The organism is Pseudomonas fluorescens (genome assembly GCF_040448305.1).
Lineage (GTDB): Bacteria > Pseudomonadota > Gammaproteobacteria > Pseudomonadales > Pseudomonadaceae > Aquipseudomonas > Aquipseudomonas fluorescens_BH.
On the sequence record NZ_CP148752.1, the window covers coordinates 5,578,151 to 5,596,729 of the forward strand.

Here is an 18,579-nt window from a genome sequence, read left to right on the forward strand (position 1 = left end):
TATCTCCTAAATCAGGCTGGCTGGCGTGCCGCTAGCTCTTCGGCTGTCATTCGACGGCGGACGCTTCAATCTTGTCCAGGCGTGGCGCCTTGCTGTTGCAACGGCGCTGGTCCTGACGCTGGGCTACTTCTTGCACCTCACGGCGAGTCACAAGATCAGCCAAGCTGATACCGCTCAGAAATTCGTGAATCTGCAAGCTCAGATCGCACCACAAGTGGTGAGTCAGGCAAGTGTCGCCGGAATGGCAATCACCCTGCCCTTGGCATTTGGTTGCATCGACCGATTCGTTCACCGCATCGATCACCTGGGCGACCTGGATGCCCTGCATGTCGCGGGACAATTGGTAGCCACCGCCCGGACCACGCACGCTGGACACCAGATTGCTGCGGCGCAATTTGGCGAAAAGCTGTTCGAGGTAGGACAGGGAGATGCCTTGGCGCTCGGAGATATCGGCCAGGGACACGGGCCCGTGCTGCGCGTGCAATGCCAGATCGAGCATGGCGGTCACGGCGTATCGGCCTTTTGTAGTCAGTCGCATGGACAATTACCACGGAGTTCGGAATGAGGCGAGTATGCAATTCCCGAGTATTTAAGTCAACTATTAGACCTAGTACTTTAGTCAGGTTTACCCGCAAAAGAGCGGGCGCATCATAGCAGGGTCTGCGGCCTAATGGCACACCGGTCAGCGCTCTGCCATTACCTGATTGCGACCCGTGCAGGAGACATCAACCGGCCTTGCTTTCGTCTTTGTCTTTTACGCAGGCAAAGTCTTCTTCGCGCAGCTCAGGCAGATCTTTCGCACAGTAATTGCTGCCCAGATCCTTCAACGCCCCGCACATCCCCTCCAGACGCCCATCGACCGCCTGCAGGTGATCAAGCAGTTGACCAATGGCACGTGCCACCGGGTCGGGCATGTCTTCGCTGAGGCCGTAGGCATCAAAACCGATCTTCTCGGCCATGGCCTTGCGCTTGGCGTCCTGCTCGACATCGGACTTGACGATAATCCGCCCCGGAATACCCACCACAGTGGCACCCGGCGGCACTTCCTTGGTCACGACGGCATTGGAACCCACCTTGGCCCCGGCACCGACAGTGAACGGGCCCAGCACCTTCGCGCCCGCCCCGACCACGACGCCATCACCCAAGGTCGGGTGACGCTTGCCCTTGTTCCAGCTGGTGCCGCCCAGGGTCACGCCCTGATAAATAGTCACGTCATCGCCGATTTCGGCGGTTTCACCGATAACGATGCCCATGCCATGGTCAATGAAGAAACGACGACCGACCTTGGCACCCGGATGGATCTCGATCCCGGTCAGCCAGCGGCCGAAATTCGACACCAACCGCGCCAGCCATTTCAGGTCCCCGCGCCACAGCATCGCCGACAAACGGTGAATCCAGATGGCATGCATGCCGGGGTAGCAGGTCAGGACTTCAAAAGCGTTACGCGCCGCCGGGTCTCGGTGGAATACGCTCTGGATATCTTCACGCAAACGCTCGAACATCATTAATCCTTCCGCTTAAGGAGCTCACCACGGGCCGCTTTCTGGGTTTCCGTGAGGATGCCACGCAAAATATTCATTTCCGCCCGGCTGACCGAGCTGCGTCCGTACAACCGGCGCAGGCGCGCCATCAAGTGCCGTGGCTTTTCCGGATCGAGGAATTCGATGGCCACCAGGGTCTGCTCCAGGTGTTCATAGAATCGTTCCAGCTCGTCCATGGTCGCCAGCTCAGCGCTTTTGACCGAAGCCACTTCTTCCTTCTCGACCTTGCTCGGCTGACCTTGGGCCGCCAGCCAGGACATGCGCACTTCATAACCCAACACCTGCACCGCCGCCCCAAGGTTCAGCGAACTGAACTCAGGGTCTGATGGAATGTGCACGTGATAATGACATCGCTGCAGCTCTTCGTTGGTCAGGCCGGAATCTTCACGACCGAACACCAGGGCAATTTCCGCACCCTGCCCCGCTTCCTCGACCACCTTCGTTCCGCATTCGCGGGGATCGAGCAGCGGCCAGGGAATGCGCCGGTCGCGGGCGCTGGTGCCGAGCACCAGGTTGCAGCCGACCAGGGCATCTTCCAAGGTGGCGACGACTTGCGCGTTTTCAAGGATGTCTCCGGCACCGGAAGCACGGGCATCGGCCTCGTGATGCGGGAACAGACGAGGCTCGACCAGCACCAGCCGCGACAGCCCCATGTTCTTCATGGCACGCGCAGCCCCGCCGATATTGCCCGGATGGCTGGTATTGACCAGGACGACACGAATGTTTTGCAGCAAGGGAGGCGCTCTCGAACACAATAATCGGGAGCAGAATCTTACAGCTACACCTACCGTTAAGCTATGAAAGCGAACGTCGTCCTTCTCCTGTAGAAACTTTCTGATAGAATGCCCGGCTTTCTTTAACAACCTTAGGTGACACATCCATGCAGCCCATGCTGAATATCGCGCTGCGCGCCGCCCGCAGCGCCAGTGAATTGATCTTCCGCTCCATCGAGCGCTTGGATACCATCAAGGTCGACGAAAAAGACGCCAAGGATTACGTATCCGAGGTGGATCGCGCCGCCGAACAGAAAATCATCGATGCCCTGCGCAAGGCCTACCCGAATCACTCGATCATGGGTGAAGAGACCGGCATGCACGCCGGCACCGGCATCGAAGGCGAAGAGTACCTGTGGATCATCGATCCACTGGACGGCACCACCAACTTCCTGCGCGGCATTCCTCACTTCGCTGTCAGCATCGCCTGCAAATACCGCGGTCGCCTGGAACACGCTGTTGTTCTGGACCCGGTTCGCCAGGAAGAATTCACCGCCAGCCGTGGTCGTGGCGCTCAACTGAACGGTCGTCGCCTGCGCGTCAGCGGCCGCACCAGCCTGGACGGCGCCCTGCTGGGTACCGGCTTCCCGTTCCGTGACGACCAGATGGACAACCTCGACAACTACCTGGGCATGTTCCGCGCCCTGGTTGGCCAGACCGCCGGCATCCGCCGCGCAGGTTCGGCGAGCCTGGACCTGGCCTACGTGGCCGCCGGCCGTTTCGACGCCTTCTGGGAATCGGGCCTGTCCGAGTGGGACATGGCTGCAGGCGCCCTGCTGATCCAGGAAGCCGGCGGTTTGGTGAGCGACTTCACCGGCGGTCACGACTTCCTTGAAAAAGGCCACGTCGTTGCCGGCAACACCAAGTGCTTCAAGGCAGTATTGACGGCGATCCAGCCGCACCTGCCGGCCTCGCTGAAGCGCTAAGCTTCCAGCGACAAAAGAGCACCCTTCGGGGTGCTTTTTTATGCCTGCGATTCAACCCCTGACACACCACAAACCCAATGTGGGAGCGGCGGTGGTGCATAAATCGCGAGCACAAAAAAGCACCCCGCAGGCTAATGCCGATCAGTTAAGTCTCATTGCTTGACCTTTGGCCGCAAGAAATCAAAGTCCGATGCCTGAATAGGCATCGGATTTAATGAGATGGTCAGCCTGACCGAGAAGCCCTGCAGGTTTACACTTGCAGGGCTTTTCTCGTTTTCGGCGGAGGATCTCTCATGAACACGATGACGCTTCTCGGTATCGACATTGGCAAACACAGTTTCCACCTGCATGACCAGGACACTCAAGGCCATCAGGTTTTGCGCAAGAAGATGACCCGTGGACAGTTGCTCAGAAGCTTGGCGCAGCTACCAACCTGCACGCCGGATCACTCGCTGACGCTGTTCGATCGCGGTTTCTACTCTTTGGGGCTGTTGCACTAATGGCAGCAGGCCAGCACCGAGCGGCATTGACTGATGCCGTTACGCAAAGGGGCGCAGTACGAAGTCATTCAGCGTTTGGGCCGTCAGGATGCGGTGGTCTCGTTAAGCACTTCGCCGCTGGCCCGCAAGCACTGGCCGGGATTGCCGGAGCGCCTGGCCGCAAGGCTCCTGAGCAAAACCGTCAAGGCCAAGGTCTGTCAGATTTTGACGTCGATGACCGATCCGCTGCGTTTCCCATCCGATGAAATCGTCGACCTGTACAGCCATCGCTGGGAGATCGAATCAGGGTTCAGGGAAATGAAACAGACACTGCTCAACAGCAGTTACACGCTGCGTAGCAAGACGCCCGAGATGATCGAGCAAGAGTTGTGGGGCGTGTAGCTGGGCTACAACCTGCTGCGTTATCAGATGGTGGAAATGAGCCGTCGTTGTCCGGGCATCCATCCGTGAACTGAGCTTCACCGCGTGCACTTGGGTGATCCTGGGGTTTATCAACGGCGTTTCTGCGGATCGCTCGGGGAACATCCCCAAATATCTCGCCGAGTTGCATGCCTCGGCCCCGCACTATGTCTTGCCGCATCGCCGGGAAGAGCGCATTTATCCCCGGGCAATCAGGCTCAACCCCCCGAAGTATCCGATCAAAAACAAAAATGCCAGTCAGCTTAACTGACTGGCATTAGCCTCGACGGCCGGTTTTTTTGTACCTGCTTTTTATAGCTGGAGCGTGCGCCTTACAGAGCGGCAGCGTGCTCGGTCAGGTAAGCCGCAACGCCTTCTGGCGAAGCGTTCATGCCTTTGTCGCCTTTTTTCCAGTTGGCAGGGCAGACTTCGCCGTGCGCTTCGTGGAATTGCAGAGCGTCGACCAGACGGATCAGCTCTTCCATGTTACGGCCCAGCGGCAGGTCGTTGATGATCTGCGAGCGGACAACGCCTTTGTCGTCGATCAGGAACGCGCCACGGAAAGCCACGCCGTCAGCGGACTGAACGTCGTAGGCCTTCATGATGTCCTGCTTGATGTCGGCAGCCATGGTGTAGCGAACCTGGCCGATACCGCCATTGTTCACTGGAGTGTTACGCCATGCGTTGTGGGTGAAGTGCGAGTCGATCGAAACAGCGATCACTTCAACGTTGCGTGCCTTGAATTCAGACATGCGGTTGTCCAGAGCGATCAGCTCGGACGGGCAAACGAAGGTGAAGTCCAGCGGGTAGAAAAACACCAGGCCGTATTTGCCTTTGATCGCCGAGGACAGGGTGAAGCTGTCAACGATCTCGCCATTGCCGAGTACGGCCGGTACGGTGAAGTCAGGGGCTTGTTTGCCTACGAGTACGCTCATTGGATATCTCCTGGTGTAATAGCGTGAGAAACAGGGTTCGCATCAGCCTGCCACCCTGAGGCGACAGCCCTGTGACACGATCCCCGGTCGCAAAAGACCGGCCATCATACACCGCGTGTTTGAGCTGGCTTAGCTGTTTTTTCCCGGTACGATGAAATCCCCGACGGTTTTGTATCACCGATTTGCGAGGCCGACCGTTCGTCAGCCATACCCGCTTATGGCGAAAAGTGCTCTGAAACCACTTTGACAATCATTCTCGTTAACATTAAGATCCATCGCAATTGAGTCACAATCAGCAACGGACCTTCCTTATGTATGTTTGCCTCTGCACTGGCGTCACCGACGGTCAAATCCGCGATGCGATCTATGAAGGATGCTGCAGCTACAAGGAAGTCCGTGTGGCTACCGGCGTTGCCAGTCAATGCGGCAAATGTGCCTGCCTTGCCAAGGAAGTGGTCCGCGAGACCCTGACCAAACTGCAATCGGCCCAGGCTGCAATTCCTTTTCCAACAGAATTTACAGCCGCTTAAATATCGAATTTTAAAGAACCGGACATATGTCCGGTTTTTTTATGTCTCAAAATCAACTAGTTATGCTCTAGACGCGGAACACAAACATTCTTATTCCGATTAATTTTCATTTAAGTTTCAACAACTTAGGTTTGACACTCTTAAATACGCGGCTCAAACTCTGTTCTATTGACAGCTAATACAGGGCAGGACCCCATCATGAAAGGCGACGTTACAGTCATCCAGCATCTCAACAAGATCCTTGCCAATGAGCTGGTCGCGATCAATCAATATTTCCTGCATGCGCGCATGTATGAAGATTGGGGCCTGAACAAGCTCGGCAAGCACGAGTACCACGAATCCATCGACGAAATGAAGCACGCGGACAAGCTGATCAAGCGAATCCTGTTCCTTGAAGGCCTGCCGAACGTCCAGGACCTGGGCAAGCTGCACATCGGCGAGCACACCAAGGAAATGCTGGAGTGCGACCTGCGTATCGAGAAAACCGGCCATGCCGATCTGAAAGTAGCCATCGCGCATTGCGAAACAGTTGGCGACTTCGGTAGCCGTGAACTGCTTGAAGATATCCTCGAGTCCGAAGAGGAACATATCGACTGGCTGGAAACCCAGTTAGGGCTGATCGATAAAGTGGGTCTTGAAAACTACCTGCAATCGCAGATGGGCGAAGACGAGTAACTTCGTTCCGTTAATCTCGATGCAATAAAAAGCCCCGCTCTCTTTTAAGAGGCGGGGCTTTTTGTGCCTGTATGTAGGAGCGAGCTCGCTCGCGATGGTCGTTAACGATTACGCGGCATACCTGACAACCCGCGGCGTTTTCTAGTCCATCGCGAGCAAGCTCGCTCCTACATACCGCGAATCAGGCTTCGGACTTGTTGGCAGCAGCGGCTTCGACAGCAGCCTTGATGGTGGCTTGCAGCGAACCGTCAGCAGCCATTTCAGTCATGATGTCGCTGCCACCGACCAGCTCACCACCGACCCACAGTTGCGGGAAGGTTGGCCAGTTGGCGTATTTTGGCAGGTTGGCGCGGATTTCCGGGTTCTGCAGGATGTCCACGTACGCAAACTTTTCGCCACACGCCATCACGGCCTGCGCGGCTTTCGCGGAGAAGCCGCACTGCGGGGCATTCGGCGAGCCTTTCATGTAAAGCAGAATGGTGTTGTTGGCAATCTGCTCTTTAATCGTTTCGATGATATCCATGGAGCACCTCGGCTGAACTTTCCGACTCATGGGTCGGCACGGTGGCGCATTGTAACGGAAAGCCGAGCGCCCTGCTCGGTCTCTCGGTCAGACTGATTCAAGCCGCCGCCACGGTCACCGGCACACCATTGAGTGCAGCATTTCCCGACAACTCGTCAAGCTGGCAGTCGTCGGTCAGGTCGTTGGCGCTCGAGCCCGGCTGGCTGCTGGCAATCGTCATTTGCACGCCCGGCCGCGCGTGACCCCAACCGTGAGGCAGGCTGACCACGCCTTTCATCATGTCCAGACTGCCAAGCACTTCGACTTCGATCACCCCCACCCGCGAGCTGACCCGAACGCGCTGCCCGTCACTGAGCCCGCGACTGGCCAAGTCATCCGGATGCATCAGCAACTGGTGACGTGGCTTGCCTTTCACCAACCGATGATAGTTATGCATCCATGAGTTGTTGCTGCGTACATGCCGGCGACCAATCATCAACAACTCGTCGGCGGCCGGCGCCTGCAAGGCAGCGAAGCGCGCCAGGTCAGCGAGAATCGCGGCCGGCGCGGCCTGGATGCGTTGATTGGCAGTCTTCAGGCGTGGTGCCAGGTTAGGCTTGAGCGCGCCCAAATCAACGCCATGGGGATGATCGAACAAGGTCGCCAACGACAGCTTGTGCTCTGAATTGTCGCCGTACATTCCCATGCGCAGGCCGCGATCGATCATTTGCGCAGGAGCGATGGTGGGCTTCAGCTCTTTGCCGGTCCTGGCGGCAAATGCCTTGGCCAGGCCGACGAAAATTTCCCAGTCGTGCAATGCACCTTCGGGCTTGGCAAGGATGGCGCGGTTGAAACGGCTGACGTTGCGCACTGCAAACAGATTGAACGTGGTGTCGTAATGGTCGTTTTCCAGCGCCGATGTCGACGGCAGGATCAGGTCGGCGTAACGCGTGGTTTCATTGATGTACAGGTCGATACTGACCATGAACTCCAGCCCGTCCAGCGCCTGCTCGAGCTTTCGGCCATTGGGCGTGGACAGCACCGGATTGCCAGCCACGGTGATCAACGCGCGGACTTGCCCTTCCCCTTCAGTGAGCATCTCTTCGGCCAGCGCCGAGACTGGTAGTTCTCCGGCGTACTCCGGGCGCCCGGAAACCCGGCTCTGCCACAGATTGAAATGCCCGCCCGAAGTCGTCGCCACCAGATCCACCGCCGGCTCGGTGCACAAGGCACCGCCCACGCGATCGAGATTGCCGGTGACCAGGTTGATCAACTGCACCACCCAGTGACACAGCGTACCGAAGGCCTGGGTAGAAACGCCCATGCGGCCATAGCAGACTGCACTCGGTGCGGCGGCGAAGTCCCGCGCCAATTGGCGGATCTGTTCGGCCGGCACGGCGCACAACGGACTCATGGCCTCGGCAGTGAACGGCGCGACGGCCTCCCGCACGTCCTCCAGGCCGTCCACCGGCAGATGGCTGTCGCGGGTCAGACCTTCAGCAAACAAGGTATTGAGCAGGCCGAACAACAGCGCGGCATCACCCCCCGGGCGCACGAACAGATGCTGATCGGCAATCGCCGCCGTCTCACTACGGCGCGGATCGACCACCACCACTTTGCCGCCCCTGGCCTGTATCGCCTTCAAGCGTTTTTCCACATCCGGCACGGTCATGATGCTGCCGTTCGAAGCCAGCGGATTGCCGCCCAGGATCAGCATGAAATCGGTGTGATCGATGTCCGGGATCGGTAGCAGCAAACCATGGCCGTACATCAAATGACTGGTCAGGTGATGGGGCAATTGATCGACCGACGTCGCGGAAAACCGGTTGCGGGTTTTCAACAGGCCGAGGAAGTAATTGCTGTGGGTCATCAGCCCGTAATTGTGCACGCTCGGGTTGCCCTGATAGACCGCCACGGCGTTTTGCCCGTGACGCTCCTGAATGGCGGCGAGGCGTTCGGCGACCAGATTGAATGCCGCTTCCCACTCGATGGGCTGCCACTCATTGCCCACCCGCTGCATCGGCTGATGCAGGCGATCCGGATCGTTCTGAATGTCTTGCAGGGCCACGGCCTTGGGACAGATGTGCCCACGGCTGAACGTATCCTGCGGGTCGCCCTTGATCGAAGTGATCTGGACGTTACCGCCTTCGACCCTGGTGGTTTCGATGGTCAGGCCACAGATGGCTTCGCACAAATGGCACGCACGGTGATGGAGAGTCTTGGTCATGGCCAGTCTCTGTCTTGTTTGGGGCGGGCAACGTTGGCCGCGGAAACAAAACTATGGCGCCAGAGCCGCCGCCACGCCAGCGACGTTCGTCTTGTGAATCGAGGGTTATCAGGCCAGCCGATAGCCGCCGGAGTTCAGTTCGAAGGCAGCCTGGGCGGCACCTGCAAGTGGATTTCCTGAAGGGTTTCAATCGGCCCGAGGAGCCATGCACGCTGGTCAGTTCGACGATCCGTCGAGCCCGGCGCTGATGAATGACAGGTCAGAAACCGACTGTCAGCGCACCATTGCCGCCCAGCCTGATTGCCAAGCCCCGAGAGGCCGGTGTACAAATGAGGCGCTGCTATCAGGAAACAGGCTTCAAAAGCGCTACCTCGGTGAACCCGTAGCACCTCTGAAACTCCCTAAAAACTGTAGCCCTATTGGTAAGACGCGACATTTAATTATAAGATCGCGCCTTCCCCTATTTCGTCGCCCCGTGCGGCTTACGCCGCAGGTCTCGCCCGTTGTTCCGTTAAACAAGGCTTTGAGCATCTGCGGTTTGTAGCAAAAGGTAGTCAATGATGAGCGCAAGGCACTTTCTCTCCCTGATGGATTGCACGCCCGAAGAGCTGGTCAGCGTGATCCGTCGAGGCGTTGAGCTCAAGGACCTGCGTAACCGCGGCGTACTGTTCGAGCCTCTGAAAAACCGCGTCCTGGGGATGATTTTCGAGAAGTCCTCGACCCGTACCCGGATCTCCTTCGAGGCCGGCATGATCCAGCTCGGCGGCCAGGCGATCTTCCTGTCGCCCCGTGACACCCAACTGGGCCGTGGCGAGCCGATCGGCGACGCCGCCATTGTCATGTCGAGCATGCTCGATGCTGTAATGATCCGTACGTTTTCCCACAGCACTCTGACCGAATTCGCCGCCAATTCGCGCGTTCCGCTGATCAATGGCCTGTCCGATGATCTGCACCCGTGCCAGTTGCTGGCCGACATGCAGACCTTCCTCGAACACCGCGGCTCAATCCAGGGCAAGACCGTGGCCTGGATCGGCGACGGCAACAACATGTGCAACAGCTATATAGAAGCGGCGATCCAGTTCGACTTCCAGTTGCGCGTTGCCTGCCCGGAAGGCTACGAACCCAACCCGGTGTTCCTGGCCAAGGCCGGCGATCGGGTCACCATCGTTCGCGACCCGAAGGAAGCCGTGCGTGGCGCACACCTGGTGAGCACCGACGTCTGGACCTCCATGGGCCAGGAAGAGGAAACCGCCAAGCGCCTGCAACTGTTCGCACCGTATCAGGTCAACCGCGCCCTGCTCGACCTGGCTGCTGAAGACGTACTGTTCATGCACTGCCTGCCGGCGCACCGTGGCGAGGAAATCAGCGTCGACCTGCTCGACGACCCGCGCTCGGTGGCCTGGGATCAAGCCGAAAACCGTCTGCACGCGCAAAAAGCCTTGCTCGAATTCCTCGTTCCGCCTTCGTACCACCACGCATGAGCCAGCCATTACTGCTCAACTTGCGCAACCTCGCCTGCGGCTATCAAGACCAACGCGTGGTGCAGAACCTCAACCTACACCTGAACGCAGGCGACATTGGTTGCCTGCTGGGCTCTTCAGGCTGCGGCAAGACCACCACCCTGCGGGCGATTGCCGGTTTCGAACCGGTACACGAAGGCGAAATCCAGCTGGCTGGCGAAACCATCTCCAGCGCCGGTTTCACCCTCGCTCCGGAGAAACGTCGCATCGGCATGGTGTTCCAGGACTACGCCCTGTTTCCGCATTTGAGCGTGGCCGACAACATCGCCTTCGGCATTCGCAAGCATCCGCAAAAGGATCGCGTGACCGAAGAGTTGCTGGAACTGGTCAACCTGAAGAACCTCGGCAAGCGTTTCCCCCACGAGCTTTCCGGTGGTCAGCAGCAACGTGTCGCCCTGGCCCGCGCCTTGGCGCCGGAACCACAACTGCTGCTGCTCGACGAACCGTTCTCCAACCTCGATGGCGAATTGCGCCGCAAGCTCAGCCATGAAGTACGCGACATCCTCAAGGCCCGTGGCACCAGCGCGATTCTGGTGACTCACGACCAGGAAGAAGCCTTCGCGGTCAGCGACCACGTTGGGGTGTTCAAGGAAGGTCGCCTGGAACAGTGGGATACGCCCTACAACCTGTATCACGAACCGCTGACCCCCTTCGTGGCGAGCTTCATCGGCCAGGGCTATTTCATTCGCGGTCAGTTGAGCAGCCCCGAATCGGTGCAGACCGAGTTGGGTGAGTTGCGCGGCAATCGGGCCTACACCTGGCCGGTAGGCGGCGCTGTGGACGTGCTACTGCGCCCGGACGATATCGTCTATGCGCCGGACAGCGCACTGAAGGCGCGAATCGCCGGCAAGACGTTCCTGGGCGCATCGACCCTGTATCGCTTGCAACTGCCGACAGGCGCACAGCTGGAATCGATCTTCCCGAGCCATGTCGACCGTCAGGTTGGGGCGGATGTGGGCATTCGTGTCGCGGCTGAACACCTGGTGCTGTTCCAGGCGTCCGGCAGCACGGCGGCGCAGATTCCGGTGGCTGAATCCGGTGTCCGGCGTTACAGCACCGCTAACTGAACAACACAATCCCTGTGGGAGCGAGCTTGCTCGCGATAGCGATGGATCAGTCAACACCTCTGTTGAATGTGATACCGCTATCGCGAGCAGGCTCGCTCCTACAGTGGTTTTGGATCAGCCCAACATCAGCGTTCCGCTCGCCACGAGCGTCGCATCCCCGCCGATCTTCACCCGCTCGCCTTCCAGTCGACAGAACAATTCCCCACCCCGCGCCGAACGCTGAAAAGCCGTCAGGCTCGACTTGCCCAAACGCTTTGACCAGTACGGAATCAGAAGGCAGTGGGTCGATCCGGTCACCGGGTCTTCATTGATGCCGATTGCCGGGGCGAAGTAGCGGGAAACGAAATCGTGCTGCTCGCCCCGCGCCGTCACGATGGCGCCCAACCATGGCAGTTTCGCCAGGGCCACCATGTCCGGCTTGCAGTCGAGCACGGCTTGCTCCGACTCCAGCACCACGAACAGCTCATTCGAAGCCAGTACCTCGACAGCCTTCACACCCAGTGCACGCTCGATGTCCGGGATCACGTTCACCGGCGACGCAGTGATCGCCGGGAAGTCCAGCCACAGGCCTGCGCCCTCCCGCGTCACGCTCAACGGGCCGGACTTGCAGGTGAAGTCCAGTCGCTCGACGGGCTCTTTATAGATCTCAAACAGCACATAGGCGCTAGCCAGCGTCGCGTGACCGCACAATGGCACCTCGGTGGTCGGCGTAAACCAGCGGATGTGCCAGCCCTGCCCTTCACGTACGACAAACGCCGTTTCGGCGAGGTTGTGCTCGGCGGCAATCTTTTGCATCAACTCATCGGCGAGCCATGTATCGAGCCGATAGACCATCGCCGGATTGCCGCTAAATGGCTGATTGCTGAACGCGTCGACCTGATGAAACTCAAGCTGCATAACCTTCTCCCTTTGTCAGACCGCTGAGCATGCCGCGCTGGCCCAGCCGGCGCCAGTGACAGAGCAGGCTGATTTTCACCATACAGCGATACGCTGACTTCGATGCTCACGCACGGCCGATATCGGCAAACCTGGCCTGGGTGTGTTCGGCCAGCACCGCCGGTGCCAGTTCAACTTCCAGCCCACGTCGGCCCGCACTGACAAAAATGCTGGCGAAGGGCTGGGCCGAATTATCAATGAAGGTACGCAAACGCTTTTTCTGCCCCAGCGGACTGATCCCGCCCAACAGATAGCCAGTGGAGCGCTGCGCCGCCGCCGGGTCGGCCATTTCGACCTTTTTCACGCCCGCGGCGTGGGCCAGCCCTTTCAAGTCCAGGCTGCCGACAACCGGCACCACGGCTACCAGCAACTCACCCTTTTCGCTGGCCGCCAGCAAGGTCTTGAACACCTGCGCCGGATCGAGCCCAAGCTTTTCCGCCGCCTCCAACCCGTAGGAGGCGGCCTTGGGGTCATGTTCGTAACTGTGTACACGATGTTCGGCCCGAACCTTTTTCAACAAATCCAATGCGGGGGTCATGGCAGCTCCAGACTGGGCGGCAGAAGAAAAATACTGCGCCGGATTCTAGGACATTGATCGTTAAAAGGCTCTACGGCGGCGCATCCATAACGCCATTGCCTGGCCATCCCATTGCGCAATGACTCATTCATTCATGCAACGAATGGTTTTTTTGTGACCGACGGTTCACTTTCGACCTTTGACAGCAGCGTTTCTTGTCTATATTTTTTCGTTTCTGAAACTGTACGAAACGTCCTACCGCTGCACCCAGCAGTAAACCGCGACCAGGATGGGGATCCTGCCTCGGCGAAAACCGCGCTCCGACCATGATGGAAAAAGCGCCAGACAACAAAAAAAATGAGGTTTCAATGACAACTGCTTTACAACAACCGTCACTCTCGAGCCAATGCATGGCCGAGTTCCTGGGTACAGCGCTGCTGATCTTTTTTGGTACAGGTTGTGTTGCCGCGCTCAAGGTCGCGGGTGCCAGCTTTGGCTTGTGGGAAATCAGCGTTATCTGGGGTGTCGGCGTCAGCATGGCAATCTACCTCACCGCCGGAGTTTCCGGTGCGCATCTGAACCCTGCCGTCAGCATTGCCCTGAGCATTTTCGCGGACTTCGAAAAACGTAAATTGCCTTTCTACGTACTCGCCCAAGTGGCGGGTGCCTTCTGTGGGGCGCTGTTGGTTTACACGCTCTACAGCAATCTGTTCTTCGAATTCGAACAAACGCACCACATGGTTCGCGGCACTCAAGCCAGCCTTGAATTGGCCTCTGTGTTCTCCACCTTCCCGAATCCTGTGCTGACCACCGCCCAGGCATTTCTGGTCGAGGTGATCATCACAGCCATCCTGATGGGCGTGATCATGTCCCTGACCGATGACAACAATGGCCTGCCCAAAGGCCCGTTGGCACCGCTGCTGATCGGCCTGCTGATTGCGGTGATCGGCAGTTCGATGGGACCGCTGACCGGTTTTGCCATGAACCCTGCGCGGGACTTCGGCCCTAAACTGATGACTTTCTTCGCTGGCTGGGGTGAAATTTCCTTCACCGGCGGACGCGATATTCCGTATTTCCTGATTCCTGTTTTTGCACCGATTGTCGGTGCCTGCCTCGGTGCTGCAGCCTATCGTGGGTTGATTGCCCGCCATCTGCCCAGCGCCGTACCTGCTACAAAGGATGCAACAGCTGCCATTGACGGCAAACCCAGAACTTCTTGATACCGTTGGCGCGTGTCTCTGCCCTTTGATCGCGCGCCAGACCTCACTCCCTTATTTCGTCCAAGGCAATCGACATGACCGACACACAGAATAAGAACTACATCATTGCCCTCGATCAGGGTACGACCAGCTCCCGCGCGATCATTTTCGACCGCGACGCGAACGTGGTCTGCACCGCCCAACGGGAGTTTGCCCAGCATTACCCGCAAGCCGGCTGGGTTGAACATGACCCAATGGAAATTTTTGCCACCCAAAGCGCCGTGATGGTCGAGGCCCTGGCACAAGCCGGCCTGCACCACGACCAGGTAGCAGCCATCGGCATCACCAACCAGCGCGAAACCACCGTGGTCTGGGACAAGAACACCGGCCGCCCGATCTACAACGCCATCGTCTGGCAGTGCCGACGCAGCACCGAGATCTGCCAGCAACTCAAGCGCGATGGCCACGAGCAATACATCAGCGACACCACCGGCCTGGTCACCGACCCGTATTTCTCCGGCACCAAGCTCAAGTGGATCCTCGACAATGTCGAAGGCAGCCGCGAGCGCGCGCGCAACGGTGAACTGTTGTTCGGCACCGTCGACAGCTGGCTGATCTGGAAATTTACCGGCGGCAAGGTGCATGTCACCGACTACACCAACGCTTCGCGCACCATGCTCTTCAACATCCACACCCTGGAGTGGGACGCGAAGATGCTGGAGGTGCTGGATATTCCGCGCGAAATGCTGCCGGAAGTTAAATCGTCCTCGGAAATTTATGGCCGTACCAAAAGCGGCATCGCCATCGGCGGCATCGCTGGCGACCAGCAAGCCGCCCTGTTCGGCCAGATGTGCGTCGAGCCAGGCCAGGCGAAAAACACCTACGGCACTGGCTGCTTCCTGTTGATGAACACTGGCGACAAAGCCGTGAAATCCCGACACGGCATGCTCACCACCATCGCCTGCGGCCCACGCGGCGAAGTGGCTTACGCGCTGGAAGGCGCGGTGTTCAACGGCGGCTCTACCGTGCAGTGGCTGCGTGACGAACTGAAGATCATCAACGACGCCCACGACACCGAATACTTCGCCAACAAGGTCAAGGACAGCAACGGCGTGTATCTGGTGCCAGCCTTCACCGGTCTTGGCGCTCCCTACTGGGACCCGTATGCCCGTGGCGCACTGTTCGGCCTGACCCGCGGCGTCCGCGTGGATCACATCATTCGTGCCGCACTGGAATCGATTGCCTACCAGACCCGCGACGTGCTCGACGCCATGCAGCAAGACTCCGGCGAACGTCTCAAGGCCCTGCGCGTGGACGGCGGTGCAGTGGCGAACAACTTCCTCATGCAGTTCCAGGCCGACATCCTCGGCACGCAGGTCGAGCGCCCGCAAATGCGCGAAACCACGGCACTGGGTGCGGCTTACCTGGCAGGCCTGGCCTGCGGCTTCTGGGGCAGCCTGGACGAGTTGCGTGGCAAGGCCGTGATCGAGCGCCAGTTCGAGCCGACGCTGGATGAAACGGCGAAGGAAAAACTCTACGCCGGCTGGAAAAAAGCCGTCAGCCGCACCCGCAATTGGGCGGTTGAAGACGAGGCTGAATAAACCGGGATACGAGCTCGTATCTGCATGTAACTGGTCGGGAGCGGATTCCTGCGGCATCATGGGCAAATTTTGCACGGCAGCCCAAAGGACGCCCCATGAATCTGCCTCCCCGTCAGCAGCAAATCCTCGAACTGGTCCGCGAACGCGGCTATGTCAGCATCGAGGAAATGGCCACGCTGTTCGTAGTTACCCCGCAGACCATTCGCCGCGACATCAATCAGCTCGCGGAAGCCAATTTGTTGCGTCGCTACCACGGCGGCGCGGCTTACGACTCCAGCGTTGAAAACACCGCCTACGCCATGCGCGCCGATCAGATGCGCGATGAGAAACAGCGTATCGGCGAAGCCATTGCCGCGCAGATTCCCGACCATGCCTCGTTGTTCATCAACATCGGCACGACCACCGAATCCATTGCCCGGGCACTGCTCAATCACAATCACCTGAAGATCATCACCAACAACCTGCACGTCGCCTCCATGCTCAGCGCCAAGGACGATTTCGATGTCCTGCTGACCGGCGGCAACGTGCGGCGCGATGGTGGCGTGGTGGGTCAGGCCAGTGTCGACTTCATCAACCAGTTCAAGGTCGACTTCGCCCTGGTCGGCATCAGCGGCATCGATGAAGACGGCAGCCTGCTGGACTTCGACTATCAGGAAGTGCGGGTATCCCAGGCGATCATCGCCAATGCCCGGCAAGTGATCCTCGCGGCCGACTCCAGCAAGTTCGGGCGCAACGCCATGATTCGCCTGGGGCCGATCAGCCTGGTTGATTGCCTGGTCACCGATCAGCAGCCTTCCCCGGCGCTGGCTCAGTTGTTGAACCAGCACAAGGTTCGGCTGGAAGTCGTTTAAGCCCCCTCCTTCTTCGGCGTCTGTATTGACGCCATCGTCGGAACGCCGCCCGGAGCAAGCTCGCTCCCACAGTGATTGATGGCGTGCACAAGATTTGTGACCGACTCCATTCCTTGTGGGAGCGAGCTTGCTCGCGATGGCGGTCGCCAATACACAGCAAAATGTTCGTAAATTTTCCTTTAACGGCCCTTCGATGAGTATTTTCAATCGAAGCTGACTGGCTGTGCGCGTCTTTATGGGCTAGTATTTTCGCAAATGAACATTAATGTTCGAATTCAAATACAGAACATCAAAGAATTCCGAGGCCGTGCCGATGCCCACTTCCACCTTGCCTACGCCCCCTCTCGCCGAGGTCTACGATATCGCCGTCATTGGTGGCGGGATCAATGGCGTGGGGATCGCAGCGGATGCCGCCGGTCGCGGTCTCTCGGTGTTCCTTTGTGAAAAGGATGACCTGGCCAGCCATACCTCGTCGGCCAGCAGCAAGCTGATTCACGGCGGCCTGCGCTACCTCGAACATTACGAATTCCGCCTGGTGCGTGAAGCCCTGGCCGAACGCGAAGTTCTGTTGGCCAAGGCTCCGCACATCGTCAAGCAAATGCGTTTCGTGTTGCCGCATCGCCCGCACCTGCGCCCGGCGTGGATGATCCGCGCCGGTCTGTTCCTCTATGACAACCTGGGCAAGCGCGAGCAACTGCAAGGTTCGAAAAGCCTGAAGTTCGGCCCCGACAGCGCGCTCAAAAGCGAGATCACCAAGGGCTTCGAATACTCCGATTGCTGGGTCGACGACGCGCGCCTGGTGGTGTTGAACGCCATGACCGCCCGGGAAAAAGGCGCCCACGTTCACACCCAGACCCGCTGCGTCAGCGCGCGTCGCGCCAAGGGCCTGTGGCACCTGCACCTGGAACGCGCCGATGGCAGCCTGTTTTCGATCCGCGCCAAGGCATTGGTCAATGCGGCCGGACCATGGGTCGCCAGGTTCATTCGCGATGACTTGAAGATGGAATCGCCATACGGCATCCGCCTGATCCAGGGCAGCCACCTGATCGTGCCGAAACTGTACGAAGGCGAACACGCGCACATCCTGCAAAACGAAGATCAGCGCATCGTGTTCACCATTCCGTACCTGAATCACTTCACCCTGATCGGCACCACTGACCGCGAGTACACCGGCGATCCGGCGAAAGTGGCAATTACCGATGGCGAAACCGATTACCTGTTGAACGTGGTCAACGCCCATTTCAAAAAGCAAATCAGCCGCGACGACATCCTGCACAGCTATTCCGGTGTGCGTCCGCTGTGCAACGACGAATCCGACAACCCGTCGGCCGTGACCCGCGATTACACCCTGGCGCTGTCTGGCACTGGCGAAGAAGCTCCGTTGCTGTCGGTGTTCGGCGGCAAGCTCACCACCTATCGCAAACTGGCCGAGTCGGCGCTGGCGCAACTGGCACCGTACTTCAAGCACATCAAGCCAAGCTGGACCGCCAGCGCCACGCTGCCGGGGGGTGAAGACATGACCACCCCGCAAGCCTTGAGCTCGCGTATCCGCGACAAATTCGACTGGCTACCGAGCGAGATCGCGCGCCGCTGGGCCACCACCTACGGCAGCCGCACCTGGCGCATGCTCGAAGGCGTACAGGACCTCAGCGATATGGGCGAGCACATCGGCGGCGGTCTCTACACCCGTGAAGTCGACTATCTGTGCAGCGAAGAATGGGCCACCAGCGCCCACGACATCCTCTGGCGTCGCAGCAAGCTCGGTTTGTTCACGACGGTGGCGGAACAGGAAAAGCTCAAGGATTACCTGAACAACGTCGAACAGAACCGCAGCAAAATCGAAGCGGCCTGATCAGTCACCGGCATAAACAAAAGCCCCT

Annotated in this window: 17 protein-coding genes and 2 pseudogenes; 11 read left to right on the top strand and 8 right to left on the bottom strand. The window is 58.8% G+C overall.

All coding sequences use genetic code 11. The features are described from left to right. Positions 1–46: 46 nt before the first annotated feature. The 3 genes from iscR to trmJ all read right to left on the bottom strand — a co-directional run bounded on the left by iscR (position 47) and on the right by trmJ (position 2,275). Positions 47–538 (bottom strand): Fe-S cluster assembly transcriptional regulator IscR, encoded by a 492-nt coding sequence (gene iscR, locus WHX55_RS25345; protein WP_003227911.1) that lies wholly within the window; start codon positions 536–538, stop codon positions 47–49. A gap of 187 nt (positions 539–725) precedes the next feature. Beyond that, complete coding sequence (gene cysE / locus WHX55_RS25350; RefSeq protein WP_151214027.1) at positions 726–1,502, bottom strand: serine O-acetyltransferase; 777 nt, start codon at positions 1,500–1,502, stop codon at positions 726–728. Between the two features lie 2 nt (positions 1,503–1,504). Further along, positions 1,505–2,275, bottom strand: coding sequence for a tRNA (cytosine(32)/uridine(32)-2'-O)-methyltransferase TrmJ (trmJ, locus tag WHX55_RS25355; protein ID WP_103394285.1), 771 nt, complete (start codon positions 2,273–2,275; stop codon positions 1,505–1,507). A gap of 146 nt (positions 2,276–2,421) precedes the next feature. On the opposite strand from trmJ, the gene suhB reads away from it, so the two are divergent. The 3 genes and pseudogenes from suhB to WHX55_RS25370 form a co-directional block, all read left to right on the top strand. Then, a complete protein-coding gene (gene suhB / locus WHX55_RS25360) occupies positions 2,422–3,240 on the top strand; it encodes an inositol-phosphate phosphatase (RefSeq protein WP_007982736.1) in 819 nt (272 codons plus the stop codon). Between the two features lie 293 nt (positions 3,241–3,533). Then, positions 3,534–3,650 (top strand): annotated as a pseudogene (locus WHX55_RS25365) (IS110 family transposase); the annotation flags it as partial. Between the two features lie 27 nt (positions 3,651–3,677). After that, a pseudogene (locus WHX55_RS25370) lies at positions 3,678–4,200 on the top strand (IS4 family transposase); the annotation flags it as partial. A gap of 271 nt (positions 4,201–4,471) precedes the next feature. Here WHX55_RS25370 and WHX55_RS25375 read toward each other — a convergent pair. After that, on the bottom strand, positions 4,472–5,074 hold the full coding sequence (locus WHX55_RS25375; protein ID WP_007985868.1) for a peroxiredoxin: 603 nt from the start codon (positions 5,072–5,074) through the stop codon (positions 4,472–4,474). A 311-nt stretch (positions 5,075–5,385) separates the two neighbouring features. On the opposite strand from WHX55_RS25375, the gene WHX55_RS25380 reads away from it, so the two are divergent. Beyond that, entirely contained in the window at positions 5,386–5,604 is a 219-nt protein-coding gene (locus WHX55_RS25380) for a bacterioferritin-associated ferredoxin (RefSeq protein WP_150726791.1), read from the top strand. Positions 5,605–5,802: 198 nt separating this feature from the next. After that, on the top strand, positions 5,803–6,279 hold the full coding sequence (gene bfr / locus WHX55_RS25385) for a bacterioferritin (RefSeq protein ID WP_008053519.1): 477 nt from the start codon (positions 5,803–5,805) through the stop codon (positions 6,277–6,279). Between the two features lie 181 nt (positions 6,280–6,460). Here bfr and grxD read toward each other — a convergent pair whose 3' ends face one another. Together grxD and WHX55_RS25395 are read right to left on the bottom strand one after the other, a co-directional pair. Next, a complete protein-coding gene (gene grxD, locus WHX55_RS25390; RefSeq protein ID WP_064679482.1) occupies positions 6,461–6,802 on the bottom strand; it encodes a Grx4 family monothiol glutaredoxin in 342 nt (113 codons plus the stop codon). A 97-nt stretch (positions 6,803–6,899) separates the two neighbouring features. Next, entirely contained in the window at positions 6,900–9,008 is a 2,109-nt protein-coding gene (locus tag WHX55_RS25395) for a molybdopterin oxidoreductase family protein (RefSeq protein ID WP_353741534.1), read from the bottom strand. Positions 9,009–9,568: 560 nt separating this feature from the next. Here WHX55_RS25395 and argF point away from each other — a divergent pair. After that, positions 9,569–10,489 (top strand): ornithine carbamoyltransferase, encoded by a 921-nt coding sequence (gene argF, locus WHX55_RS25400; protein ID WP_032829900.1) that lies wholly within the window; start codon positions 9,569–9,571, stop codon positions 10,487–10,489. Continuing rightward, positions 10,486–11,595 (top strand): ABC transporter ATP-binding protein, encoded by a 1,110-nt coding sequence (locus tag WHX55_RS25405; RefSeq protein WP_150726793.1) that lies wholly within the window; start codon positions 10,486–10,488, stop codon positions 11,593–11,595. Before argF ends, WHX55_RS25405 begins: the two co-directional genes overlap by 4 nt. A 114-nt stretch (positions 11,596–11,709) precedes the next feature. Here WHX55_RS25405 and WHX55_RS25410 read toward each other — a convergent pair whose 3' ends face one another. Continuing rightward, positions 11,710–12,492 (bottom strand): PhzF family phenazine biosynthesis protein, encoded by a 783-nt coding sequence (locus WHX55_RS25410; RefSeq protein WP_150759553.1) that lies wholly within the window; start codon positions 12,490–12,492, stop codon positions 11,710–11,712. 106 nt (positions 12,493–12,598) lie between these two features. Then, complete coding sequence (gene ybaK / locus WHX55_RS25415) at positions 12,599–13,069, bottom strand: Cys-tRNA(Pro) deacylase (RefSeq protein WP_057713427.1); 471 nt, start codon at positions 13,067–13,069, stop codon at positions 12,599–12,601. 347 nt (positions 13,070–13,416) lie between these two features. On the opposite strand from ybaK, the gene WHX55_RS25420 reads away from it, so the two are divergent. The 4 genes from WHX55_RS25420 (at position 13,417) to glpD (ending at position 18,551) form a co-directional block, all read left to right on the top strand. Beyond that, positions 13,417–14,268: an MIP/aquaporin family protein gene (locus tag WHX55_RS25420; protein WP_150726859.1), complete on the top strand. Its 852-nt coding sequence runs from the start codon at positions 13,417–13,419 to the stop codon at positions 14,266–14,268. A 74-nt stretch (positions 14,269–14,342) separates the two neighbouring features. Continuing rightward, positions 14,343–15,848 carry a glycerol kinase GlpK gene (gene glpK / locus WHX55_RS25425; protein ID WP_151213882.1) on the top strand — a complete coding sequence of 502 codons (1,506 nt, stop codon included), beginning with the start codon at positions 14,343–14,345 and terminating at the stop codon, positions 15,846–15,848. Between the two features lie 95 nt (positions 15,849–15,943). After that, positions 15,944–16,699 (top strand): DeoR/GlpR family transcriptional regulator, encoded by a 756-nt coding sequence (locus tag WHX55_RS25430; protein WP_046042004.1) that lies wholly within the window; start codon positions 15,944–15,946, stop codon positions 16,697–16,699. Between the two features lie 313 nt (positions 16,700–17,012). Beyond that, on the top strand, positions 17,013–18,551 hold the full coding sequence (glpD, locus tag WHX55_RS25435) for a glycerol-3-phosphate dehydrogenase (RefSeq protein WP_151213881.1): 1,539 nt from the start codon (positions 17,013–17,015) through the stop codon (positions 18,549–18,551). Positions 18,552–18,579 lie beyond the last annotated feature (28 nt).